Origin of the sequence: Pseudomonas sp. 25 R 14, from assembly GCF_900004755.1 — a bacterium.
In the GTDB taxonomy this organism is placed as follows: Bacteria; Pseudomonadota; Gammaproteobacteria; order Pseudomonadales; family Pseudomonadaceae; genus Aquipseudomonas; species Aquipseudomonas brenneri.
The window spans coordinates 197,424-219,661 of record NZ_CVTS01000028.1 but is presented as its reverse complement, the minus strand read 5'-3'; the positions used below and the strand labels follow the sequence as shown (position 1 = coordinate 219,661).

Annotated in this window: 23 protein-coding genes; 15 read left to right on the top strand and 8 right to left on the bottom strand. The window is 62.3% G+C overall.

Annotated elements, in window-relative coordinates; genetic code table 11:
* Positions 1 to 164 precede the first annotated feature (164 nt).
* The 9 genes from mdcA (at position 165) to madM (ending at position 7,324) form a co-directional block, all read left to right on the top strand.
* Entirely contained in the window at positions 165 to 1,835 is a 1,671-nt protein-coding gene (gene mdcA, locus BFQ03_RS06775; protein ID WP_065942737.1) for a malonate decarboxylase subunit alpha, read from the top strand.
* Entirely contained in the window at positions 1,836 to 2,693 is an 858-nt protein-coding gene (locus BFQ03_RS06770) for a triphosphoribosyl-dephospho-CoA synthase (protein ID WP_032858773.1), read from the top strand. It begins immediately after the preceding gene.
* The gene (locus tag BFQ03_RS06765; protein WP_065942736.1) at positions 2,693 to 2,992 is read left to right on the top strand and encodes a malonate decarboxylase subunit delta; all 300 of its coding nucleotides are present in this window, start codon (positions 2,693 to 2,695) and stop codon (positions 2,990 to 2,992) included. Before BFQ03_RS06770 ends, BFQ03_RS06765 begins: the two co-directional genes overlap by 1 nt.
* Entirely contained in the window at positions 2,985 to 3,827 is an 843-nt protein-coding gene (locus tag BFQ03_RS06760; protein WP_065942735.1) for a biotin-independent malonate decarboxylase subunit beta, read from the top strand. The genes BFQ03_RS06765 and BFQ03_RS06760 overlap by 8 nt, the downstream gene beginning before the upstream one ends.
* Positions 3,824 to 4,603, top strand: a complete 780-nt coding sequence (gene mdcE / locus BFQ03_RS06755) for a biotin-independent malonate decarboxylase subunit gamma (RefSeq protein ID WP_032858769.1) — start codon at positions 3,824 to 3,826, stop codon at positions 4,601 to 4,603. Before BFQ03_RS06760 ends, mdcE begins: the two co-directional genes overlap by 4 nt.
* Positions 4,597 to 5,193, top strand: coding sequence for a malonate decarboxylase holo-ACP synthase (locus BFQ03_RS06750; protein WP_065942734.1), 597 nt, complete (start codon positions 4,597 to 4,599; stop codon positions 5,191 to 5,193). Before mdcE ends, BFQ03_RS06750 begins: the two co-directional genes overlap by 7 nt.
* Positions 5,190 to 6,095 (top strand): malonate decarboxylase subunit epsilon, encoded by a 906-nt coding sequence (mdcH, locus tag BFQ03_RS06745; protein ID WP_065942733.1) that lies wholly within the window; start codon positions 5,190 to 5,192, stop codon positions 6,093 to 6,095. The genes BFQ03_RS06750 and mdcH overlap by 4 nt, the downstream gene beginning before the upstream one ends.
* 66 nt (positions 6,096 to 6,161) lie before the next feature.
* Positions 6,162 to 6,554 carry a malonate transporter subunit MadL gene (madL, locus tag BFQ03_RS06740; protein WP_032858764.1) on the top strand — a complete coding sequence of 131 codons (393 nt, stop codon included), beginning with the start codon at positions 6,162 to 6,164 and terminating at the stop codon, positions 6,552 to 6,554.
* A gap of 5 nt (positions 6,555 to 6,559) precedes the next feature.
* Positions 6,560 to 7,324 (top strand): malonate transporter subunit MadM, encoded by a 765-nt coding sequence (gene madM / locus BFQ03_RS06735; RefSeq protein ID WP_065942732.1) that lies wholly within the window; start codon positions 6,560 to 6,562, stop codon positions 7,322 to 7,324.
* A 112-nt stretch (positions 7,325 to 7,436) separates the two neighbouring features.
* On the opposite strand, the gene BFQ03_RS06730 is transcribed toward madM, so the two are convergent.
* The gene (locus tag BFQ03_RS06730; RefSeq protein WP_065942731.1) at positions 7,437 to 8,357 is read right to left on the bottom strand and encodes a LysR family transcriptional regulator; all 921 of its coding nucleotides are present in this window, start codon (positions 8,355 to 8,357) and stop codon (positions 7,437 to 7,439) included.
* Between the two features lie 132 nt (positions 8,358 to 8,489).
* Here BFQ03_RS06730 and BFQ03_RS06725 point away from each other — a divergent pair, with 132 nt between their 5' ends.
* The gene (locus BFQ03_RS06725; RefSeq protein ID WP_065942730.1) at positions 8,490 to 9,107 is read left to right on the top strand and encodes a PAQR family membrane homeostasis protein TrhA; all 618 of its coding nucleotides are present in this window, start codon (positions 8,490 to 8,492) and stop codon (positions 9,105 to 9,107) included.
* A gap of 59 nt (positions 9,108 to 9,166) precedes the next feature.
* Here BFQ03_RS06725 and BFQ03_RS06720 read toward each other — a convergent pair whose 3' ends face one another.
* Complete coding sequence (locus BFQ03_RS06720; RefSeq protein ID WP_032858756.1) at positions 9,167 to 10,069, bottom strand: LysR family transcriptional regulator; 903 nt, start codon at positions 10,067 to 10,069, stop codon at positions 9,167 to 9,169.
* 106 nt (positions 10,070 to 10,175) lie between these two features.
* Here BFQ03_RS06720 and BFQ03_RS06715 point away from each other — a divergent pair, with 106 nt between their 5' ends.
* Genes BFQ03_RS06715 through BFQ03_RS06705 form a run of 3 tightly spaced genes read left to right on the top strand, consistent with a single transcriptional unit; the run spans position 10,176 to position 12,707 of the window.
* A complete protein-coding gene (locus tag BFQ03_RS06715; protein ID WP_065942729.1) occupies positions 10,176 to 11,417 on the top strand; it encodes a D-amino acid dehydrogenase in 1,242 nt (413 codons plus the stop codon).
* 9 nt (positions 11,418 to 11,426) lie between these two features.
* On the top strand, positions 11,427 to 11,780 hold the full coding sequence (locus tag BFQ03_RS06710) for a RidA family protein (protein WP_032858752.1): 354 nt from the start codon (positions 11,427 to 11,429) through the stop codon (positions 11,778 to 11,780).
* 24 nt (positions 11,781 to 11,804) lie between these two features.
* Complete coding sequence (locus BFQ03_RS06705) at positions 11,805 to 12,707, top strand: transporter substrate-binding domain-containing protein (protein ID WP_032858750.1); 903 nt, start codon at positions 11,805 to 11,807, stop codon at positions 12,705 to 12,707.
* A gap of 129 nt (positions 12,708 to 12,836) precedes the next feature.
* Here BFQ03_RS06705 and BFQ03_RS06700 read toward each other — a convergent pair whose 3' ends face one another.
* Together BFQ03_RS06700 and BFQ03_RS06695 are read right to left on the bottom strand one after the other, a co-directional pair.
* The gene (locus BFQ03_RS06700; RefSeq protein ID WP_032858748.1) at positions 12,837 to 13,556 is read right to left on the bottom strand and encodes a 16S rRNA (uracil(1498)-N(3))-methyltransferase; all 720 of its coding nucleotides are present in this window, start codon (positions 13,554 to 13,556) and stop codon (positions 12,837 to 12,839) included.
* A gap of 164 nt (positions 13,557 to 13,720) precedes the next feature.
* Complete coding sequence (locus tag BFQ03_RS06695) at positions 13,721 to 15,127, bottom strand: adenosylmethionine--8-amino-7-oxononanoate transaminase (protein WP_032858746.1); 1,407 nt, start codon at positions 15,125 to 15,127, stop codon at positions 13,721 to 13,723.
* 274 nt (positions 15,128 to 15,401) lie between these two features.
* Between BFQ03_RS06695 and BFQ03_RS06690 the strand changes: the two genes are divergently transcribed.
* Together BFQ03_RS06690 and BFQ03_RS06685 are read left to right on the top strand one after the other, a co-directional pair.
* Positions 15,402 to 15,953, top strand: a complete 552-nt coding sequence (locus BFQ03_RS06690) for a cytochrome b (RefSeq protein WP_032858744.1) — start codon at positions 15,402 to 15,404, stop codon at positions 15,951 to 15,953.
* A gap of 32 nt (positions 15,954 to 15,985) precedes the next feature.
* Entirely contained in the window at positions 15,986 to 16,585 is a 600-nt protein-coding gene (locus BFQ03_RS06685) for a YceI family protein (protein WP_065942728.1), read from the top strand.
* Between the two features lie 174 nt (positions 16,586 to 16,759).
* Here the strand turns inward: BFQ03_RS06685 and BFQ03_RS06680 are convergent, their stop codons facing one another.
* The 4 genes from BFQ03_RS06680 to ahcY form a co-directional block, all read right to left on the bottom strand.
* Entirely contained in the window at positions 16,760 to 18,640 is a 1,881-nt protein-coding gene (locus BFQ03_RS06680) for an RNA helicase RhlE2 (protein ID WP_032858740.1), read from the bottom strand.
* A 222-nt stretch (positions 18,641 to 18,862) separates the two neighbouring features.
* Positions 18,863 to 19,666: a substrate-binding periplasmic protein gene (locus tag BFQ03_RS06675; RefSeq protein ID WP_032858739.1), complete on the bottom strand. Its 804-nt coding sequence runs from the start codon at positions 19,664 to 19,666 to the stop codon at positions 18,863 to 18,865.
* Between the two features lie 127 nt (positions 19,667 to 19,793).
* Positions 19,794 to 20,639 carry a methylenetetrahydrofolate reductase [NAD(P)H] gene (gene metF, locus BFQ03_RS06670; protein ID WP_032858737.1) on the bottom strand — a complete coding sequence of 282 codons (846 nt, stop codon included), beginning with the start codon at positions 20,637 to 20,639 and terminating at the stop codon, positions 19,794 to 19,796.
* A 178-nt stretch (positions 20,640 to 20,817) separates the two neighbouring features.
* Entirely contained in the window at positions 20,818 to 22,227 is a 1,410-nt protein-coding gene (gene ahcY / locus BFQ03_RS06665; RefSeq protein ID WP_032858735.1) for an adenosylhomocysteinase, read from the bottom strand.
* Positions 22,228 to 22,238: the final 11 nt, after the last annotated feature.

Genomic DNA, 22,238 nt, shown 5'->3' with positions numbered 1-22,238 from the left:
TTACCTGATAGCGCTGCATTATCGTTGACGGTTTTCGCGAGCAAGCTCGCTCCTACAGGGGGGATCGTTACTCCAGCCGTAACGGTTCGCCGCCGAGCTTGATTGATACCCCCCCTCATTCACTCCTATGGTGAGCCCCACGACAGCGAACCCGTGGAGCGATCATGACAACAACAATAACCCCCGACTCGCGCTGGACGCGGCGACGCGATGAGAAACAGCGGCGCCTGGCGCGGGTGGCCTCCCTGGCTGATGGCGTGGTGTTGCCCACCGAGCGCATTGTCGAGGCCCTTGAAGCCCTGATCCTGCCCGGCGACCGGGTGGTGCTGGAAGGCAACAACCAGAAGCAGGCCGACTTTCTCTCGCGCTCCCTGGCCAAGGCCGACCCGGCCGTGCTCCATGACTTGCACATGATCATGCCCAGCGTCGGGCGCTCCGAGCACCTGGACCTGTTTGAAAAGGGCATCGCGCGCAAGCTCGACTTTTCGTTCGCCGGCACCCAATCCCTGCGCATCGGCCAGTTGCTCGAAGACGGTCTGCTGGAAGTCGGTGCGATTCACACCTACATCGAACTCTATGCACGGCTGGTGGTGGACCTGATCCCCAACGTGGTGCTGTCTGCCGGCTTCATGGCCGACCGCGCCGGCAACATCTACACCGGCCCCAGCACCGAAGACACCCCGGCGCTGATCGAGCCGGCGGCCTTCAGCGATGGCATCGTCATCGTCCAGGTCAACCAGTTGGTGGATGACGTCAGCGACTTGCCCCGGGTGGACATTCCGGCGAGCTGGGTGGATTTTGTGGTGGTGGCCGACAAGCCGTTCTACATCGAACCGCTGTTCACCCGCGACCCGCGCCACATCAAGCCGGTGCATGTGTTGATGGCGATGATGGCGATCCGTGGCATCTATGAGAAACACAACGTTCAGTCGCTGAACCACGGCATCGGCTTCAACACCGCGGCGATTGAATTGATCCTGCCGACCTACGGCGAATCCCTGGGCCTCAAAGGCAAGATCTGCCGCAACTGGACCCTCAACCCGCACCCGACGCTGATCCCCGCCATCGAAAGCGGCTGGGTCGAGAGCGTGCATTGCTTCGGCACCGAACTGGGCATGGAACACTACATCGCCGCGCGGCCGGATGTGTTCTTCACCGGTCGCGACGGCTCGCTGCGCTCCAACCGGATGTTCTGCCAACTGGCCGGCCAATACGCGGTGGATCTGTTTATCGGCGCCACCTTGCAGGTCGATGGCGATGGGCATTCCTCCACCGTGACCCGTGGTCGCCTGGCCGGGTTTGGTGGTGCGCCGAATATGGGCCACGACCCGCGCGGGCGCCGCCACGGCACCCCGGCCTGGCTCGACATGCGCCACGGCGATGCCCCCGAAGCCCTGCTGGAGCGCGGCAAAAAACTCGTCGTGCAAATGGTCGAGACCTTCCAGGAGGGCGGCAAACCCACCTTCGTCGAAACCCTCGACGCGGTGGAAGTGGCGCGCAAAAGCGGCATGCCGCTGGCGCCGATCATGATTTACGGCGACGACGTGACCCACCTGCTCACCGAAGAAGGCATCGCCTACCTGTACAAGGCGCGCTCCCTGGAAGAGCGCCAGGCGATGATCGCCGCCGTCGCCGGAGTCACGGCCATCGGCTTGCGCCATAACCCCAAGGACACTGCGCGCATGCGCCGCGAAGGCTTGATTGCCTTGCCCGAAGACCTCGGCATCCGCCGCACCGACGCCACCCGCGAACTGCTGGCGGCCAAAAGCGTGGCCGACCTGGTGGACTGGTCCGGCGGCCTGTACAACCCGCCCGCCAAGTTCAGGAGCTGGTAAATGCACGCACTCAAACTGCACACACTGACCCTGGCCGAACAACTGGCGGACCTGGCGGTCGACGCGCTGATCGACGAAGCCGACTTGTCGCCCAAACCGGCATTGGTGGATCGGCGCGGCAACGGCGCCCACAACGATCTGCACCTGGGCTTGATGCATGCCTCGGCGCTGTCCTTGTGGCCGGCGTTCAAGGAAATGGCCGAGGCGGCGATTGAGCTGGGTGAAATCGGCTTGCCGCTGCGCGAAGCCCTCGGTCGTATCGGGCGCGAAGGTGAGCAAGCGATGCTCACCACCACACAAGGCGTGAACACCCATCGTGGCGCGATCTGGGCCCTCGGCCTGCTGGTGGCTGCCGTCGCGTTGGACCCCACGTCCCGCAACGCCAGCGCCCTGAGCCTGCGCGCCGCGCGCCTGGCCCTGCTCAATGACCGCTATGCGCCGCAACCGTTGAGCCATGGCGTACAAGTCGCCCAACGCTACGGCGTGCGCGGCGCCCGGGAAGAAGCGCAATTGGGCTTCCCTGCGGTGCTGCAACGCGGCCTGCCGCAACTGCACGCAAGCCGCGTGCAACAACAGGGCGAGCAGAACGCTCGGCTCGATGCGCTGCTGGCGATCATGACCCAACTGGCCGACACCTGCGTGCTCTACCGTGCCGGCACCGAAGGCCTGCAAGCCATGCAGCAGGGCGCCCAGGCCGTGCTCGATGCAGGCGGCAGCGCCAGCCTGGGCGGGCGTCGCCGGCTCAACGAACTGGACCAACAGCTACTGGCCCTGAATGCTTCCCCCGGTGGCGCCGCCGACCTGTTGGCCGCCTGCCTGTTTATCGACCGCATCGAGTCTTGCGACGGAGCGTTTTGATGGAAACCCTATCTTTTGAATTCCCTGCCGGGCAGCCGCCCAAAGGCCGTGCGCTGGTGGGTTGCGTCGGTTCCGGCGACCTTGAAGTGCTGTTGGAACCGGGCACTGCGGGCACCCTGTTGATCCAGGTACAAACCTCGGTCAATGGCGCCGAGCAGCGTTGGCACCACCTGTTCCAGAGGATCTTCCAGGAACAGACGCCACCAGCCTTGAACATTCAGATCCACGACTTCGGCGCTACCCCAGGCGTGGTGCGTTTGCGCCTGGAACAAGGTTTCGAGGAGCTGGGCCATGACTGACTTGCTCAACAAACACAGCTTCGTCGAACTCGGCGCGCGTCAGCGGGCCAAGGCGTTGCTGGATGCCGGCAGCTACCGGGAACTGATCGACCCGTTCCAACGCGTAATGTCGCCTTGGCTGAGTCGCCAGGGCGTGGTCCCGCAAGCCGACGATGGGGTGGTGATCGCCAAGGGCACCCTCGACGGTTTACCCGTGGTGATCGCCGCCATCGAAGGCAACTTCCAGGGCGGCAGCCTCGGTGAAGTGGGCGGCGCGAAAATCGCCGGCGCCCTGGAGCTGGCCGCCGAGGACAACCGCAACGGCGTTCCCACACGCGCCGTGCTGCTGCTGGAAACCGGCGGCGTGCGCTTGCAGGAAGCCAACCTTGGGCTGGCGGCGATTGCCGATATTCACGCCGCGATTGTCGACCTGCGCCAGTACCAGCCGGTGATCGGCGTGGTGGCTGGGAGTGTCGGTTGTTTTGGCGGCATGTCCATCGCCGCCGGCCTGTGCAGCTACCTGCTGGTGACCCGCGAAGCCCGCCTGGGCCTGAACGGCCCGCAGGTGATCGAGCAGGAAGCCGGCCTTGAAGAGTACGACTCCCGCGACCGGCCCTTTATCTGGAGCCTGACCGGCGGCGAGCAGCGCTTCAACAGCGGCCTGGCCGACCGCTATGTGGCGGACGACGTGGCGCAGATCCGCCAGCAGATCAGTGAACTGTTGCAGCAAGGTTTGCCGGCCACTCAACGCAGTCGCCAGGCCGACTATTACCTGGCGCGCCTGGCTGAACTGGACGCCGCACCGCAGATTGAGCCGGCCACGGTTCGTGACCTGTATCAGGGAGAACGCTCATGAGAGGTTTGCAGTGGTTCAATGCATTGAGCGCTGGCGCAGCGCCGGTGGCGGGTTTGCCGGCGTCGTTGAAAGTGGCGGATGGCGTGCTCGGCGAGCAGGCCGTACGGTTTATCGCGGTGGTGCCGGATGCCGCCAACCGCTTCCCCCGCGCACGCCAGGGTGAGGTGGGTTTGCTGGAAGGCTGGGGCTTGGCCAAGGCGGTGGATGAAGCCATCGCCAGCGGCGATCAACGGCCGATCATTGCCATCGTTGATGTGCCGAGCCAGGCCTATGGCCGTCGCGAAGAAGCGCTGGGCATTCATCAAGCCTTGGCTGGCGCAGCAGACAGTTACGCCCGCGCCCGTCTGGCCGGGCATCCGGTGATCGCATTGCTGGTGGGCAAGGCTATGTCCGGTGCGTTTCTTGCCCATGGCTACCAAGCCAATCGCCTGATTGCCCTGCGCGATCCTGGGGTGATGGTGCACGCCATGGGCAAGGCCTCGGCGGCGCGGGTGACCTTGCGCAGCGTCGAAGAACTGGAAGCCCTGGCCGCCAGCGTGCCGCCCATGGCCTACGACATCGACAGCTACGCCAGCCTTGGTTTGTTGTGGGAGACTCTGACCGTCAGCCAGATTGAACAACCGACTGCCGACGACCTGGCGCGGGTCAGCGATTGCCTGGTGCAGGCGATCAAGGACATACAGAACAGCGGCGTGCGGGATTTGCGGGGGCGCCTGGGCGCCGTCAACCGTGCGGCGTCCAGCCATGTACGCGAGCTGCTGCGGGAGCAATGGTGAACGCTCACGACTTGCTTTGGGGCATGACCCCGGGGCATTTGCCTGCTGACGCACCGGCCTGGGTGCTGGACGTGATCGGCGCGGGACACCCGGTGGTGGTACGCCGGGCGCAGGCTGAACCGGGCCATGTGGCGGTGGGTGTGCGCGGGCGTTTGCGTGAGCAGCGCTTTGCCGCCGTGATGCCGCTTGCGGCAGTGCGGCGGCGGGTGGTGCCCGAGGCACTGTGCGACGTGATCTCGCCCCGCAATCTGCCGGCGCTGCGGGCACTCGCGCAACTGCGGACGGTGCTGGCGAAGGAGATCTGGGGCGTCACTGGCAGTGCGGGTTTCGAGTTGGCTACGGGTATTGAAGCGCTGCATGCCCAGAGTGATCTGGATTTACTGCTGCGCACCCCCGAGCGTCTTGGGCGGGGCGATGCCGAAGATCTGCTGGCGATTCTGGACACGGCGCCGTGTGCCGTGGATCTGCAACTGCAAACGCCGTATGGCGCGGTGGCCTTGCGGGAATGGGCCGGCCCATCGCAGCGGGTTCTGTTGAAAAATGCCAGCGGCGCGCACCTGGTCGTCGATCCATGGCAGGCGGTGGCATGAGCAGTCTTTTGGTATTCCCGGGGCAGGGCGCCCAGCGCCCGGGCATGCTCCAACAATTACCCGCCAGCGTCCTCGACGAAGCCAGCGATGCCTTGGCGCACGATGTGCGCCAGCTCGATTCGGCGCAGGCCCTGGCCAGTACCCGCGCAGTGCAACTGTGCCTGCTGATCGCCGGCGTGGCTCATGCCCGTCAGTTGCAACACACGCCGGACTACGTGGCGGGCCTGTCCATCGGCGCTTACCCGGCGGCCGTGATCGCCGGCGCCCTGGCGTTTGCCGATGCACTCAGGCTGGTCAGCCTGCGCGGTGAACTGATGCAGCAGGCTTATCCACAGGGTTACGGCATGACCGCGCTGATCGGCCTGGAGTTATCCACCGTCGAAAGCGTGCTGGCCGAGATCCATAGCCCTGATTCACCGGTGTACCTGGCCAATATCAACGCCGACAACCAGAGCGTGATCGCCGGCAGTGATGCGGCCATGCAGAAGGTCGCCGACCGTATCAAAGGCCAGGGCGTGGCCAAGCGGCTGGCCGTCAGCGTGCCGTCCCATTGCGCGCTGCTGGAGGTGCCTGCGCAAACACTGGCCGAAGCCTTCGCCAAGATCACGCTCAAGGCGCCGGCCATCACCTACCTGAGCAGCACCCGTGCGCGGCCAATCCGTGATGTTGAACAACTGCGCGATGACCTGGCCTTCAACATGTGCCGCATCGTCGATTGGCGCGGCACTGTGCAAAGCGCCTATGAGCGCGGCGTGCGCCTGCAAATCGAACTGCCTCCCGGCGCGGTACTCACCGGCCTTGCGCGGCGGGTATTTGAACAAGGCACCGTGATTGCCTTCGACGGTGCCCGCTTGGACACCTTGCAGGCCCTGCTGGAACAGGAGGGCCGCCGCCACCGATAAAGCATGACCTTGGCTTTCGAAGCACAAAAACAACAATTTCGATCAAGCATCAAGAGGACAACCAGCATGATTATCTACGGTGTGGCGTTTCTGGCGCTGTGTACCCTGGCGGGCCTGTTTATCGGCGAGCTGTTGGGCAAATGGATGGGCATTCCGGCCAACGTCGGTGGGGTGGGGATCGCGATGTTGCTGCTGATCGGCCTGGGCAGTTACCTGGGCAAGCGTGGCCTGTTTACTGGCAAGTCGGAGCAGGGCGTGAGCTTCTGGGCGGCGGTGTATATCCCGATTGTGGTGGCCATGGCGGCCCAGCAAAATGTCTATGGCGCGATCAGCGGTGGCCCCATGGCAATCCTCGCCGGCACCTGCGCGGTGGTGGTGGCATTTGCCCTGGTACCGGTGTTGGTCCGCATCGGCAACCGTGAGCCGGATGCGGTCGTCACCACCAAGTCGGCAGGGTGAGCGCGATGTACGAATCCTTGATGAAAGTCATCACCGGCTACGGCCTGATCAGTGGTTTTGCGGTGATCGGCCTGACCATGTGGGTGTCCTACTGGATCAGCGATACCTTCACCAAAGGCCGCCTGCATGGGTCGGCTATCGCGATCCTGCTGGGCCTGGTTCTGTCCTATGTGGGGGGTGCGTTTACCGGCGGGTCCAAGGGCGTGGTGGATATCCCGCTGCTGTCGGGCATCGGTCTGCTGGGCGGGGCGATGCTGCGGGACTTCGCCATCGTCGCCACGGCGTTTGGGGTGAGTGTCGATGAGCTCAAGCGCGCGGGATATGTGGGGGTGCTGGCGCTGTTTGTCGGGGTCGGCTCATCGTTTATCGCGGGCGTCGGTGTGGCCATGGCCTTTGGTTATACCGATGCAGTGAGCCTGACCACCATCGGTGCTGGCGCCGTGACCTATATCGTCGGGCCGGTGACCGGGGCGGCGATTGGCGCCAGTTCCGAGGTGATGGCGCTGTCCATTGCGGCGGGGTTGATCAAGGCCATTTTGGTGATGGTGATGACCCCGTTCGTGGCGCCGCTGATTGGCCTGAACAGCCCGCGCAGTGCGGTGATCTTCGGCGGCCTGATGGGCACTTCCAGCGGCGTCGCGGGCGGGTTGGCGGCGACCGATCCGAAGCTGGTGCCTTATGGTTGCCTGACGGCGGCGTTTTATACGGCGCTGGGGTGTTTGCTGGGGCCTTCGTTGCTGTTTTTGCTGATGCGGGGGTTGGTGGGCTGATTCGCTAATCTCGATTGAATGATCGGGCCTCATCGCAGGCAAGCCAGCTCCCACATTTTGATTTGTGAACACATTCAAATGTGGGAGCTGGCTTGCCTGCGATGGCGGTCTTTCAGACGGCCACCTGCCGATTGGCATACATCCGACATTCCGCCAACAACGCCAGCAAATTCGGATCGCGCTCCTTGGCCTTCAAGAACACCACGCCAATGTGCTGCTGCAGCCGGTAGCGCGCCTGCAATGGAATCAGCTTCACCCGGTTCTCATACACCGCCGCAATCCTTCCCGGCAGCAATGCATATCCCACCCCCGAGCTGACCATGCTCAGCAAGGTGAAGATGTCGTTGACCTGCATCGCCACCTTCGGCTCGAAACCCGCCTGTTTGAACACCCGTGCGCCATCCTGGTGAGTGGCGAAGCCTTGGGTCAGGGTGATGAAGGTGGCGTCGCGCACCTGGGCCAGGTCGATTTCCTGTTCGCGGTCCAGGGGCGAGTCGGCGGGGGTAGCGAGGAAGATGTCATCGGAAAACAGCTGGATCTGCGCGCAGTCTGGCTCCATCACCTGGTCGTCGAGGGAGATCAGGATCGCGTCGACTTCCATGTTCTTGAGCTTGTACATCAGGTCGACGTTGGAGCCCAGGATCAGGTCGATATTGAGCTCGCTGCGGCGGATTTTCAGGCCCATGATCAGTTGCGGCACGGTCTTGACCGTCAGCGAATACAGGGCGCCGAGCTTGAAACGTTCGGCGGAGAAACCAGCGGCTTCGCGGGTCAGGCGCACGCTATCGACCACGTCTTGTACCAGCTTCTGTGCGCGTTCTTCGAGCACGTAGGCGCTTTCCAGCGGGGTGAGGTTGCGGCCTTCGTGCTTGAACAACGGGCAGCGCAGGGCGTTTTCCAGGGAGTGGATGGCCCGGTGCACGCTGACATTGCTGGTCTGCAACTCGGCGGCGGCGCGGGCCAGGTTGCCGGTGCGCATGAAGGCCAGGAAGATTTCCAGTTTCTTGAGGGTGAACTCTTCATCGATCTGCATGGCGATGACTCTTATTCGAATGCGTTCGATTGTGCCCTTAAAGCGCCGCAACCGTCATAACGGTCTTGCACTCTGGCCTGTCAGGCCTGAGCCTTACGGGGTCGATGCAGCAGTTTTGGAGGTTGGCGACACATGTATCACGGAGAACGATTCAACGCCTGGAGTCATTTGCTCGGCGCCGTGGCGGCCTTTATCGGCGCGGTGTGGATGCTGGTGGTGGCGAGCATGGACGGCAGCCCGTGGAAGATCGTCAGTGTGGCGATCTATGGTTTTACCCTGCTGGTGCTGTACAGCGCCTCGACGGTGTATCACAGCGTGCGCGGGCGCAAAAAAGAAATCATGCAGAAGGTCGATCACTTTTCGATCTACCTGCTGATCGCCGGCAGCTACACCCCGTTTTGCCTGGTGACCCTGAACGGGCCATGGGGTTGGACGTTGTTCGGGATTGTCTGGGGGCTGGCGGTGATCGGGATCCTGCAGGAGATCAAGCCGCGCTCCGAGGCGCGCATTTTGTCGATTGTGATCTATGCGGTGATGGGCTGGATCGTGCTGGTGGCGGTCAAACCGTTGATTGCCGCGTTGGGTACGGACGGTTTTATCTGGCTGGCGTCGGGTGGGGTGCTGTACACGGTGGGGATTATCTTTTTTGCCCTGGAGCATCGGCTGCGGCACTCCCATGGGATCTGGCATTTGTTCGTGATTGGCGGCAGCCTGCTGCACTTTGTGGCGATCATGGGCTATGTGCTCTGACAGACCATATGGAGCTGGTTTTTGTGTGGGCGCTGGCTCCTACAGGGTTCTGCGGTGTTTTAGAGGCGGTCTAGCTGCTCCTGGGCACGGCTGCCAAAGATCTCCAACAGGCTGGCCAACATATGCGGCGGCGGTTCATCCGCGCGGGTCAGGGCGTACAGGGTGATGGGCAGCGGCGGGGCCAGGGGACGGATGCAGGTGCTGTCGGTGGAAGCGCCCAGCGCGGTGAAGGGGTCGATCACGGCCAGGCCGGCGCCGGACTCCACCATGGCCCGGGCCAGGGAGTAGGTCTGGACTGAAATGCGCACGCGCGGCGGCGGTTCGACGGCCTCCAGGTAACTATCGAGTCGCGCCGACAGCGGGTCGGCGCTGGACAGGCCAATCAACGGTGCGCCCGCCAGGGCCATCAAGGGCAAGGGCTTGCCCAGTTCAGCCTGTGCCCAGTAACCCCGTGGCGCCAGCGCGACCAACACGCCATGGGCCAAGGCCTGGGCCTTGAGCCCTGGATGGTCTGGGGACTTGAGCGTCAGCGCCACATCCATCTCGCGCATCAACAGGTTTTGCACCAGTTCGCGGCTGTGGGCGCTGGACAGTTCGCAGGCAATGTCCGGGTAGCGTTGGGTCCACTCGCCAATCGCCGGTGGCAACAATGACAAGGCCAGGGCCGGTGTGGCGCCGATGCGCAGGCTTTGGCCGGGCGCGCGCCGCAGGTTCTGGGCCAGGCGCCGCACGCCTTGCAGGCTTTCGCTGACCTTATCGACTTCGCGCTCCAGGGCCAGGGCTTCCGGGGTGGGCTGCAGTTTGCCGCGTATGCGCAGGAACAGCGGGAAGCCCAGTTGCAGTTCGGCGTGTTGCAGCACTTTGGTCACCGCCGGTTGCGAGACGTGCAGCAACTGCGCGGCGGCGCTGACGGAGCCGGTCTGGCGGATGGCCTGGAAGATTTCGATATGACGCAAGCGCATGACGAGTCCATAACCTTTGTTTATAGGTGGTCCATCTTTATTCATTGTCCGGCGCCTGTCACCTGCCCCTAGTCTTGGACGCTCATAACAAGCATCGAGAACGCACATGGCTCAGCAGGTTTGCATCATTGGCGGTGGGGTCATCGGTCTGGCGAGCGCCTATGCCCTGGTGCGCGCCGGCATGGACGTGACGGTGGTCGAGGCCCGCGACAGCCTGGGCAGCGAGACCAGTTTTGCCAATGGCGGCCAACTGTCCTATCGCTACGTCGCGCCGCTGGCGGACAAAGGCGTGCCATTGCAAGCGATTGGCTGGATGCTGCGCGGTGACTCGCCGTTGAAGCTGCGGCCCCGCCTGGACCCGGCGCAATGGCGCTGGATGGCCTCGTTCCTCGGTGCCTGCCGGGCTTCGGTGAACAAGCGCAATGCCAGCCACTTGCTGCGCCTGGCCACCTTGAGCCAGGGCATCTTGCAGCAATGGCGCGAAGAGGATGGGCTGGACGGCTTCGACTGGCAGCGCAACGGCAAGCTGGTGACGTTTCGCAGCCATCACACCTTCGAGCATGCCCGGGGCAAAGTCATGGACCGCCTGCAACAGCAGGTGTTGTCCGCCGCCGATTGCACACGGCTGGAGCCGACCCTGGGCGCCCAGGATTTTGTCGGTGGCATCTACACGCCCAATGAAGAAGTGGCGGACTGCCATGCCTTTTGCCAACAATTAGCCGCGCGCCTGGAAGCGTCGGGCCGCTGCCGGTTTTTGCTGGGCCGCAAGGTCTCCGGTATTCGCCATGCCAACGGCACGGTGCAGGCGATTGAGTTGGGCGACGAGGTGATGCCGGTGGAGCACCTGGTGCTGGCAGCGGGGGTGCGCAGCCCCGAACTGGCCTTGCCGGGCATCGCATTGCCGTTGTACCCGCTCAAGGGCTACAGCTTGAGCGTGCCGATTGGCGAGCAGCATGCAGCGCCAAGGATCAGCATCACCGACTATGACCGCAAGATCGTGTATGCACGTATCGGCGAGCAGTTGCGGGTGGCGGCAATGGTCGACATCGTCGGTTTTGATACGGGCCTTGAGCCCAAGCGCCTGGCCCTGATCAAGCGCCAGGCCAGTGAGACCTTCCCCCTGGCCGGCGATTACAGCCAAGCCATCGAGTGGGCCGGCATGCGCCCGGCCACCCCCAGCGGCGTGCCGCTGATCGGCGCCAGTGTGTACCGCAACCTGTGGCTCAACCTCGGTCACGGCGCCCTGGGTTTCACCCTGGCTTGTGGCAGCGGCCAGGTGTTGGCGGAACTGATCGGCCAGCACAGACCTTCCATTGATATGCAGGGCCTTGCGCCCCGCGCCGCTTAGGACATAGCAATGACCATCACCCGGATCAACAGCAACAGTCGCCTGTCGGGCGCCGTGACCTTCCAGGGCCTGGTATTTCTCTCCGGCCAGGTGCCGGACGAAGGCCAGGACGTCACCACCCAGACCCGAGAGGTGCTCGCCAAGATTGATGCGCTACTGGCCGAGGCTGGCAGCGACAAGGATCATCTGCTCAACGCAACCATTTACCTGAAGAACATCCAGGATGGCTTTGCGCCGATGAACGATGTCTGGTCCGCCTGGCTCACGCCCGGCCAGGCACCGACCCGCACCACCCTGCAGGCGGAACTGGCACGCCCGAGCGTGCTGGTGGAAATCAGCGTCATTGCTGTACGTCGTCCATAACAAGAAAACCAACGGAGAATAACAATGCACAAAATCACGTTGATCGGCACTGCACTGGGGCTGCTGTTGACGGCCCAGGCCCAGGCCAATGAAGCGCCGCTGACGGGCACCCTGGCCAAGGTCGCCAATGCCAAGAGCATCACCCTGGGCTACCGTGATGCGTCGGTGCCGTTTTCCTATGTCGGTGACCACACCGGCAAACCCATGGGTTACTCGGTGGACCTGGCGAGCAAGATCGTCGAGCGCATCCAGCAGAAGACTGGCGTGCCCCAGCTCAACGTGAAGTACAACCTGGTCACCTCCCAGACCCGCATTCCGTTGGTGATCAACGGCACCGTGGACCTTGAGTGCGGCTCCACCGGGGTCACGGCCGAGCGGCAGAAGCAGGTGGCGTTTTCCTATGGCTTTATCTACGTGAAGGGCCAGTTGCTCACCGCCAACGACAGCGGTATCCAGCGCTTCGCCGACCTGCGTGGCAAGAATGTGGTGACCACCGCCGGTACCACCAACGAACGGTTCCTCAAGAGCTACAACCACGAGCACAAGTTGGATATGTCGGTAATCAGCGCCAAGGACCATGGTGAAGCGTTCCAGATGCTGCAATCGGGCCGCGCCGTGGCGTTCTATATGGATGACGCTTTGCTCTACGGCGAGCGTGCCAAGGCCAAGGACCCGCACAAATGGGTGGTGGTAGGCGAGGAGCAGTCGCGGGAAATCTACAGCTGCATGGTGCGCAAGGACGACCCGCAGTTTCTGGCGGTGGTCAACGAGACCCTGGGCGAGCTGTACAGCTCGGGGGAAATCAATGGGATTTACCAGCGCTGGTTTGAACAGCCGATTCCGCCGAAGGGCTTGAACCTGGAGTTCCCGATGACCAGCGAGCTGAAGGCGATCATTGCCAAGCCGGTGAGTGATCCGGTGGAGTAAACACTCAATCCCCATGTGGGAGCGGGCTTGCTCGCGAAAGCGGTGTGTCAGTCAATACATCCGCAGACTGATAAAACGCTATCGCGAGCAAGCCCGCTCCCACATTTTTGATTGGGTTTATATGCAGGGTTAGAAGTCGCCCCAGAGTTGTTGAGCAACGGATAGCGCGACTACCGGTGCAGTCTCGGTGCGCAACACCCGCGGGCCCAGTCGTGCGGCGTGGAAACCTGCGTGTTGTGCGGTTTCTACTTCGCCATCGGTCAAGCCACCCTCCGGCCCGATCAAGAACGCCAGGCTCGACGGCTTGGCATGGCTCACCAGCGGTTCGGCCACCGGGTGCAGCACCAGCTTCAAATCGGCCTCGACCTGTTTCAGCCAGTCGGCCAGCAACAGCGGTGGGTGAATCACCGGCACTGTCGAGCGGCCGCATTGCTCGCAGGCGCTGATTGCGACCTGGCGCCAGTGCAGCAGGCGTTTGTCGGCACGTTCGTCCTTGAGGCGCACTTCGCAGCGTTCGCTGAAGATCGGCGTGATGGCGTTGACCCCAAGCTCGGTGGCTTTCTGGATCGCCCAGTCCATACGCTCGCCACGGGACAGCCCCTGGCCCAGGTGAATGTGCAGCGGCGATTCGACCTGGCCGGCGAAGGCTTCGGTCAGTTGCACGGTCACGCGTTTTTTCCCGACTTCCAGCAGGCTACCGCGAAACTCCTGGCCAGAGCCGTCGAACAGTTGCACGGCATCGCCTTCGTTCATGCGCAGCACGCGGCTGATGTAATGCGCCTGGGCTTCGGGCAACTCGTGGTCGCCAAGGCTCAGCGGGGTATCGGTGAAAAAGCGCGACAGTCTCATGGGTGTTCTCTGCAAATAATGTGTGTGTTGCTATACGGCGGGAGCGACGCTTTTCCTGTAGGAGCCGGCTTGCCGGCGATGGAGGTCAACGATGACGAGGGTTGCCCGGATGAACGCGGCGTCCTCACGTTTTTCGCCGGCAAGCCGGCTCCTACAGGGGAGGGTTAGCCGGGGTCGCGAAAGCCAGGGTGAAAGTCTTTCGGGACTGCCACGCTGACTTTGCTGTTGGTGGCGATATCAATGCCTTCAGTCGCCACTTCGGCCAGGAAGTCGATCTGCTCCGGGGTAATCACGTACGGCGGCAGGAAATACACCACGCTACCCAGGGGACGCAGCAAGGCCCCGCGTTCCAGGGCGTGTTCGAATACTTTCAGGCCGCGCCGTTCCTGCCACGGGTAGGCGGTCTTGGTGGCCTTGTCCTGCACCATCTCGATGGCCAGCACCATGCCGGTCTGGCGCACTTCTGACACATGGGGGTGGTCCACCAGGTGCGCGGTGGCCGTGGCCATGCGTTGGGCCAGGGCCTGGTTGTTCTCGATGACGTTGTCTTCTTCGAAGATATCCAGGGTCGCCAGGGCCGCCGCACATGCCAGCGGGTTGCCGGTATAGCTGTGGGAATGGAGGAAGGCGCGCAGGGTCGGGTAGTCGTCGTAGAAGGCGCTGTACACATCTTCGGTGGTGACCACGGCCGCCAGTGGCAGGTAGCCGCCAGTCAGGGCCTTGGACAGGCACAGGAAGTCCGGACGGATGCCCGCCTGTTCGCAGGCGAACATGCTGCCGGTACGGCCAAAGCCCACGGCGATTTCGTCGTGGATCAGGTGTACGCCATACCGGTCGCAGGCCTCGCGCAGCAGCTTGAGGTACACCGGGTGGTACATGCGCATGCCACCGGCGCCCTGGATCAGCGGTTCGACGATCACGGCGGCGACGCTGTCGTGGTTGTCCGCCAGGGTCTGTTCCATGGCCTGGAACAGGTTGCGCGAGTGTTCTTCCCAGCTCATGCCTTCGGGGCGCAGGTAGCAGTCCGGGCTGGGCACCTTGATGGTGTCCAGCAGCAAGGCCTTGTAGGTCTCGGTGAACAATGGCACATCGCCTACCGACATCGCGGCGATGGTTTCGCCGTGGTAGCTGTTAGTCAGGGTGACGAAGCGCTTTTTGTTCGGCTGGCCGCGGTTGAGCCAATAGTGAAAGCTCATCTTCAGCGCGACTTCGATGCACGACGAGCCATTGTCGGCGTAGAAACACCGGGTCAGGCCTTCGGGTGTGATCTTCACCAGGCGCTCGGACAGTTCGATCACCGGCTGGTGGCTGAAACCGGCGAGGATCACGTGCTCCAGTTGGTCCACCTGATCCTTGATGCGCTGGTTGATGCGCGGGTTGGCGTGGCCGAATACGTTGACCCACCAGGAACTGACGGCATCGAGGTAGCGTTTGCCTTCGAAGTCTTCCAGCCATACGCCTTCACCGCGCTTGATCGGCACCAGCGGCAGTTGCTGGTGGTCTTTCATCTGGGTGCAGGGATGCCACAGCACCGCAAGGTCGCGCTGCATCCACTGGTTATTCAAGCCCATCTTTTAGTCTCCTCGAAGCGCTGCCACGGCCTGCGCAGGCAAAACAATCGCGCAAGCCTATGCAATGGCGGGCTGTGTCACAACCCATGAACGGTGAATTGGCAGTAAATGCAGGACGGTCTGTCACGTTTCTGCTGAATAGTCCTTAATCCCTGGTTAATTTAGTGTTCATAGGCTCAAGATCGGATTAATCGATCTTTCGAAGCAAAATTTTCCGCTTTATATCGATAGATAAATCGCTAGTCTTGGGCACAGTTCTTACGGGATTTGGGTAATGCAGCTACGAAACTCATCGACCCGCTACGGCTGGGTCAGCATTGTTATTCACTGGAGCGTGGCGCTGGTGGTGTTTGGTTTGTTCGCGTTGGGCCTGTGGATGGTCGGTCTCGACTATTACAGCGCCTGGCGTAAAGACGCACCGGATTTGCACAAGAGCATTGGCCTCACGCTGTTTGCCGTCATGTTGGTGCGTATTGTCTGGCGTCTGCTCAGCCCGCCGCCGCCAGCGTTGGCCAGTTATAGCCGCATGACGCGGATCGGCGCGGCATTTGGCCATGCGTTCCTGTATCTCGGGCTGTTTGCCGTGATGATTGCTGGCTACCTGATTTCCACCGCAGACGGTGTCGGGATCCCGGTGTTTGGTTTGTTTGAAATTCCTGCCGTGGTTTCCGGTCTACCGGACCAGGCAGACGTAGCTGGCCTGGTGCATTTGTACCTGGCCTGGGTACTGGTGGTGTTTGCCGGCCTGCATGGCGTGGCGGCCTTGAAACACCACTTTATTGATCGTGATGCGACCCTGGTGCGTATGCTGGGGCGCAAAGCCTGATGTTCAACCTCGACTCACAAGGAATAGAAAGCATGTTGAAAAAGACTCTCGCCGCTCTGGCAATCGGTTCTGCTCTGCTGTCTGCAGGTTCGGTGATGGCCGCTGACTACGTGATCGACAAGGAAGGCCAGCACGCCTTCGTCGACGTCAAGGTCAGCCACTTGGGCTACAGCTTCATCACCGGTACCTTCAAGGATCTGGACGGCAAGTTCAGCTTCGATGCGGCCAAGCCTGAAGATGCCAAGATCGAAGTGAATGTGCGCACTGCCAGCATCTTCACCAACCACGCCGAACGTGACAAGCACGTGACCAGCAAGGACTTCCTGGAGTCGGGCAAATTCCCTGACGCCAAGTTTGTCTCCACCAGCGTCAAGCCAACCGGTAAGAATGCTGATGGCAAGCTGACCGCCGATGTGACCGGTGACCTGACTTTCCACGGCGTTACCAAGCCGATCGTGGTCAAGGCTACTTTCCTGGGTGAAGGCAAGGATCCATGGGGCGGCTACCGTGCCGGCTTTGAAGGCACCACCAGCATCAGCCGCAAAGAGTTCCATAAAGACGGCATGGACGTTGGTCCACAGTCCGACAAAGTTGAGTTGTACATCACCTTTGAAGGTGTAAAAGCGAAGTAATCCTTCGTCTGTAGGAGCGAGCTTGCTCGCGAAGAGCGTATGAGCGCCGCGAGCGTTCAGGACGCCTGCGTCATCGTTGACGATCTTCGCGAGCAAGCTCGCTCCTACAGTTTGAAGGCATAAAAAAACGCCCCGTATCGCAAGATACGGGGCGTTTTTTATGCTTTTGACAACCTAGCGGTTGCGAGTCAGCAACGCAGGTTTTTCACCACGAGGACGGCCTGGCAGTTGATCCAACTGTTCAGGTGTCAGGATCCGATCACTTTTCGATTCTTTGTGAATGATCTTCGGTGCAGGGCCGCCGCGCGGGTTCTGCACAGCCGGCTCTGACAAGCGCGGCTGCTCATCACGAGCCGGGCGACGGTTGCGCGACTCTTCGCGACGGGCCTGGCCATCACGCGGTGCGCCGTTACGCGGACCACTGCGCTTGGCAGGTGGCGTACCGGTGGTGCCACCGCTGTTGTTGCGCGGACCATTCTGGCGACCCTGTGGCTGAGCACCGGTGCGCGGAGTACCGGCGCCAGCACCCGGTGCCGGGGCACCTGGACGACGACCACGGCCCTGGGCCGGCTTGGCCTGGGGCACGTAGTCAACGCGGTTACCAAAGTTATCCACATCGTCGTCGAGGAACTCGTCCGGTGCGCGGTCAGCGGCAGCACGTGGCGGCTGGCTCGGCTGGCGCTGTTCGCGGGCCGGGGTACCTTCGCGGGGCTTCTGCTCACGGGCTGGGCGTTCGCCACGGCCGTTGGTTGGCGCTTTTTCCTTGCCGCCCTTGTCCTTGCCTTTGTCGCGACGACCACCGCCACCACCGCCGCCGTTCGGGCCATCGCCCTTTGGACCGCGTGGGTTGCGTGGGTTACGCACGTCCGGACGCTCGCGCACTTCCGGTTTTTCGGCTTCCACGGTGCTGGAATCGAAGCCCATCAGGTCGCCGTCGGCGATTTTCTGCTTGGTCATGCGCTCGATGCTTTTCAGCAGTTTTTCTTCATCCGGCGCGACCAGGGAAATGGCCTCGCCCGAACGACCGGCACGGCCAGTACGGCCGATACGGTGCACGTAGTCTTCATCGACGTTTGGCAGCTCGAAGTTGACCACGTGTGGCAGTTGGTCGATATCCAGGCCGCGGGCGGCGATATCGGTGGCAACCAGGATGCGTACGGAGCCAGCCTTGAAGTCGGCCAGGGCCTTGGTCCGCGCGTTCTGGCTCTTGTTGCCGTGGATGGCGACGGCGGTCAGGCCGTGCTTGTCCAGGTACTCGGCCAGGCGGTTGGCGCCGTGCTTGGTACGGGTGAACACCAGGACCTGTTCCCAGGCGCCAGCGGTGATCAGGTGGGCCAACAGCGAGCGCTTGTGGCTGGCTGGCAGGCGGAACACCCGTTGCTCGATACGCTCGACCGTGGTGTTGGGCGGCGTGACTTCGATGCGCTCGGGGTTGTGCAGCAGCTTGCCGGCCAGGGCGGTGATGTCATTGGAGAACGTTGCCGAGAACAGCAGGTTCTGACGCTTGGCCGGCAGGCGTGCGAGGACTTTCTTCACGTCATGGACAAAGCCCATGTCGAGCATGCGGTCGGCTTCGTCCAGCACGAGGATTTCCACGTGGGACAGATCGACGCTGCCTTGGCCGCACAGGTCGAGCAAACGACCAGGGCAGGCGACCAGCACGTCAACACCACGGGACATGGCCTGGACCTGTGGGTTCATGCCGACGCCGCCGAAGATGCAGGCGCTGACGAACTTCAGGTCGCGGGCATACAGCTTGAAGCTGTCATGCACTTGGGCTGCGAGTTCGCGGGTGGGGGTCAGGACCAGTACGCGCGGTTGGCGCGGGCCGTGACGCTGGGATTTGTCCGGGTGACCGTTGGGGAACAACCGCTCCAGAATCGGGAGGGCGAAGCCACCGGTTTTACCAGTACCTGTCTGTGCCGCGACCATCAGGTCGCGACCTTGCAACACGGCGGGAATGGCCCGCTGTTGCACCGGAGTAGGCTCGGTATAGCCCGCTGCCTCGATGGCGCGGACTAAAGCCTCGGAGAGACCGAGGGAAGCAAAGGACATGAGTAATCCTGTTTTAGTTAGGGCTTGGCCCAAAGGGATAATCTTGCCGGGCGCGAATGGCGCTTAGGGGAGCGCAATCCCGTCCGGTCCTGCTGCGTCTGGCGGGCACTCCACCGGCTCGCGCGGGCTGAAAAGCTGCGCTGTAGCGGGGTTGGGTGCCTTTTTCAAGACCTCAGCGGCCGGGCGTAAGCCTGGCGGAAAGGCCGGAGTATAACAGAGCAATCACTGCGCGCTGCTTTCCTGCTGCTCAACGGTGTCGTCCAGCCGTGCTGACGGAGCTATTTGTGCGTGTGAACCGGCATATTTTGCGCTCAAGGCCGCGTAGGCGGGCTCTTGCTTGAAGCGCTTGAGTTCGGCGGCAAAGCGCTGGACCAGCAAGTCCATGCCTGCGCCACGGCGTACGGCGAGGAATTGCTTCTGGCTGCTGATCACCGGCGGCGCCTGGGTAACCTGGTTTTCCAGGCCCAACGCCTTGAGCACATGTTGGCCGACCCGGCGGTCGGTGATCACCAGGTCAATCCGACCACGGGCCAATTTACCGAAGTTGGCTTCATGGCTGGGGGCCGGCTCACGGGTGAATCCCGAGGACTCGCTGAATTCGCGGCCATACAGGTAGCCCGGCGAGGTGCCGATGGTCAGCCCCTTGAGGTCATCCAGGGTCTGGAACGGATGTGGGCGCTGATTGGCGTAGAACATCACAAACTCAACCTGGGACAGCGGTTCGCTGGGGTAAAGCAGCGCTGCGTCCCGCTCATGGCTGTGAAAGATATCCAGCGCGCCATCGGCCAGGCCCTGGTCGAGCATGGCCAGGCAACGCTTCCAGGGCAGGAACTGCCATTGCACCTCGATCCCCAGGCGCTGGAACACGATGACCGTGGTCTCGTAGTCGAGCCCGCGCATCTGGCCGTTTTCTTCGTAGACGTAAGGCGCCCAGGGTTCGGTGACAATGCGCAATTTCTCGCCGTGGGCGGTCAGGCTCAGGCAAGTAAAAAGAACGGCGGTCAACAACTGGAGAATGACGGGCATACCCTGAGGTTACGACTGTCTCAGGTTAAAGAGAAGCTCTGGATCGGGGATCTTCAGGCAGCAAACCTGAACTTTTATTGTGCTGCCGACCCGCAAGGATTCCGGGCCGGCAGTACACAGGGCAGCCTCAGCGTGGCAGCTTGAGGTTGTTCCAGATCGCCAGGCTCGGGTCAGCCTGGTTCAGGGTGTAGAAGTGCAGCCCGGGTGCGCCACCTTGCAGCAGGGTCTCGCACATTTCACTGATGACCTGCTCGCCGAAGGCCTGGATGCTTTTGACGTCATCGCCATAAGCTTCCAGTTGCTTGCGCACCCAACGCGGGATTTCTGCACCGCAAGCGTCAGAGAAGCGCGCCAGCTTGCTGTAGTTGGTGATCGGCATGATGCCCGGCACGATCGGGATATTCACGCCCAGGGCCTGCACGCGCTCGACGAAGTAGAAGTAGCTGTCGGCGTTGAAGAAGTACTGGGTGATCGCACTGTTGGCGCCGGCATTGGCTTTGCGTACGAAGTTGTGGAGATCGTCTTCGAAGTTGCGGGCCTGAGGATGCATTTCCGGGTAAGCGGCCACTTCGATGTGGAAGTGGTCACCGGTCTCTTCCCGAATGAAGCTCACCAGGTCGTTGGCGTAACGCAGCTCGCCGCTGGCGATACCCATGCCGGACGGCAGATCACCGCGCAGGGCGACAATGCGCTTGATGCCGGCGGCCTTGTATTGGGTCAGCAGGCCGCGCAGGTCGTCCTTGCTGTCGCCCACGCACGACAGGTGCGGAGCGGCAGGCACTTTGACTTCGCTTTCCAGCTGCAGCACGGTGTTGATCGTGCGATCGCGGGTCGAGCCGCCTGCGCCGTAGGTGCAGGAGAAAAAATCGGGGTTGTAGCTGGCCAACTGCTTAGCAGTCGCCATTAGTTTTTCATGCCCAGCATCGGTCTTGGTCGGGAAGAACTCGAAGCTGTAGCGACGGTCTTGGGACATGGTAATACCCTTGGAAACTCGAAGGCCTGGAAGGCATACACAATCGAAGCGGGTGCCGGGCTTTCTGTGGGAGCTGGCTTGCCTGCGATAGTGTCACCACGGTATTGCTCAAATACCGAGGTGCCTGCATCGCGGGCAAGCCCGGCTCCCACAGAAGAGCCGGCGCCAGCAGGGCCGATCAGTAGCGGTAGGCGTGCGGCTTGAACGGACCTTCAACCGTCACGCCGATGTAGTCGGCCTGGGTCTTGGTCAGTTGAGTCACGACGCCGCCGAAGCCGCGGACCATTTCCAGGGCCACTTCTTCGTCGAGTTTCTTCGGCAGTACTTCCACGGTCAGGCGCTCGGCTTTCTGGGCGGGCGACAGGTCGGCGTATTTCTGGCCGAACAGGAAGATCTGCGCCAGTACCTGGTTGGCGAACGAGCCATCCATGATGCGGCTTGGGTGGCCCGTGGCGTTGCCCAGGTTCACCAGGCGGCCTTCGGCCAGCAGGATCAGGTAGTCGTCGTTCTGCGGGTCGAAATCACCGGCACCGGTACGGTGAACCTTGTGCACCTGAGGCTTCACTTCTTCCCATGCCCAGTTCTTGCGCATGAAAGCGGTGTCGATTTCGTTGTCGAAGTGACCGATGTTGCATACCACGGCGCGCTTTTTCAGGGCCTTGAGCATGTTGGCATCGCACACATTCACGTTACCGGTGGTGGTCACGATCAGGTCGATCTTGCCCAGCAGGGCCTTGTCGATGCTGGCTTCGGTGCCGTCGTTCTGGCCGTCGATGAACGGCGAAACCACTTCGAAACCGTCCATGCAGGCTTGCATGGCGCAGATCGGGTCAACTTCGGAAACCTTGACGATCATGCCTTCCTGACGCAGGGACTGGGACGAACCCTTGCCCACGTCACCGTAGCCGATCACCAGGGCTTGCTTGCCCGACAGCAGGTGGTCGGTGCCGCGCTTGATCGCATCGTTGAGGCTGTGACGGCAGCCGTACTTGTTGTCGTTCTTGCTCTTGGTCACCGAGTCGTTGACGTTGATGGCCGGGATTTTCAGCTCGCCCTTGGCCAGCATGTCCAGCAGACGGTGTACGCCGGTGGTGGTTTCTTCGGTCACGCCGTGGACGCGGTCCAGGATGGCCGGGTATTTCTTGTGCAGCAGCTCGGTCAGGTCGCCGCCGTCGTCGAGGATCATGTTGGCATCCCAAGGCGCGCCATCTTTCAGGATGGTTTGCTCCAGGCACCACTCGTACTCTTCTTCGGTCTCGCCTTTCCAGGCGAAGACCGGGATGCCGGCAGCAGCGATAGCCGCCGCGGCCTGGTCTTGAGTCGAGAAGATGTTGCAGGACGACCAACGCACTTCGGCACCCAGGGCAACCAGGGTTTCGATCAGCACGGCAGTCTGGATGGTCATGTGGATGCAGCCGAGAATCTTCGCGCCCTTGAGCGGCTGTTCAGCGGCGTACTTGCGACGCAGGCCCATCAGGGCTGGCATTTCGGATTCGGCGATAAAGGTTTCGCGACGGCCCCAGGCAGCGAGGGACATGTCGGCGACTTTGTAGTCGGTAAAACCTGCAGGCGTGTTGACAGCGCTCATGAAGAGCCTCC

Excerpts from the sequence above, each read along its gene's own strand:
- mdcA (WP_065942737.1), top strand. The coding sequence starts at position 165 with ATGACAACAACAATAACCCCCGACTCGCGCTGGACGCGGCGACGCGAT.
- BFQ03_RS06770 (WP_032858773.1), top strand. The coding sequence starts at position 1,836 with ATGCACGCACTCAAACTGCACACACTGACCCTGGCCGAACAACTGGCG.
- BFQ03_RS06765 (WP_065942736.1), top strand. The coding sequence starts at position 2,693 with ATGGAAACCCTATCTTTTGAATTCCCTGCCGGGCAGCCGCCCAAAGGC.
- BFQ03_RS06760 (WP_065942735.1), top strand. The coding sequence starts at position 2,985 with ATGACTGACTTGCTCAACAAACACAGCTTCGTCGAACTCGGCGCGCGT.
- mdcE (WP_032858769.1), top strand. The coding sequence starts at position 3,824 with ATGAGAGGTTTGCAGTGGTTCAATGCATTGAGCGCTGGCGCAGCGCCG.
- BFQ03_RS06750 (WP_065942734.1), top strand. The coding sequence starts at position 4,597 with ATGGTGAACGCTCACGACTTGCTTTGGGGCATGACCCCGGGGCATTTG.
- mdcH (WP_065942733.1), top strand. The coding sequence starts at position 5,190 with ATGAGCAGTCTTTTGGTATTCCCGGGGCAGGGCGCCCAGCGCCCGGGC.
- madL (WP_032858764.1), top strand. The coding sequence starts at position 6,162 with ATGATTATCTACGGTGTGGCGTTTCTGGCGCTGTGTACCCTGGCGGGC.
- madM (WP_065942732.1), top strand. The coding sequence starts at position 6,560 with ATGTACGAATCCTTGATGAAAGTCATCACCGGCTACGGCCTGATCAGT.
- BFQ03_RS06730 (WP_065942731.1), bottom strand. The coding sequence starts at position 8,357 with ATGCAGATCGATGAAGAGTTCACCCTCAAGAAACTGGAAATCTTCCTG.
- BFQ03_RS06725 (WP_065942730.1), top strand. The coding sequence starts at position 8,490 with ATGTATCACGGAGAACGATTCAACGCCTGGAGTCATTTGCTCGGCGCC.
- BFQ03_RS06720 (WP_032858756.1), bottom strand. The coding sequence starts at position 10,069 with ATGCGCTTGCGTCATATCGAAATCTTCCAGGCCATCCGCCAGACCGGC.
- BFQ03_RS06715 (WP_065942729.1), top strand. The coding sequence starts at position 10,176 with ATGGCTCAGCAGGTTTGCATCATTGGCGGTGGGGTCATCGGTCTGGCG.
- BFQ03_RS06710 (WP_032858752.1), top strand. The coding sequence starts at position 11,427 with ATGACCATCACCCGGATCAACAGCAACAGTCGCCTGTCGGGCGCCGTG.
- BFQ03_RS06705 (WP_032858750.1), top strand. The coding sequence starts at position 11,805 with ATGCACAAAATCACGTTGATCGGCACTGCACTGGGGCTGCTGTTGACG.
- BFQ03_RS06700 (WP_032858748.1), bottom strand. The coding sequence starts at position 13,556 with ATGAGACTGTCGCGCTTTTTCACCGATACCCCGCTGAGCCTTGGCGAC.
- BFQ03_RS06695 (WP_032858746.1), bottom strand. The coding sequence starts at position 15,127 with ATGGGCTTGAATAACCAGTGGATGCAGCGCGACCTTGCGGTGCTGTGG.
- BFQ03_RS06690 (WP_032858744.1), top strand. The coding sequence starts at position 15,402 with ATGCAGCTACGAAACTCATCGACCCGCTACGGCTGGGTCAGCATTGTT.
- BFQ03_RS06685 (WP_065942728.1), top strand. The coding sequence starts at position 15,986 with ATGTTGAAAAAGACTCTCGCCGCTCTGGCAATCGGTTCTGCTCTGCTG.
- BFQ03_RS06680 (WP_032858740.1), bottom strand. The coding sequence starts at position 18,640 with ATGTCCTTTGCTTCCCTCGGTCTCTCCGAGGCTTTAGTCCGCGCCATC.
- BFQ03_RS06675 (WP_032858739.1), bottom strand. The coding sequence starts at position 19,666 with ATGCCCGTCATTCTCCAGTTGTTGACCGCCGTTCTTTTTACTTGCCTG.
- metF (WP_032858737.1), bottom strand. The coding sequence starts at position 20,639 with ATGTCCCAAGACCGTCGCTACAGCTTCGAGTTCTTCCCGACCAAGACC.
- ahcY (WP_032858735.1), bottom strand. The coding sequence starts at position 22,227 with ATGAGCGCTGTCAACACGCCTGCAGGTTTTACCGACTACAAAGTCGCC.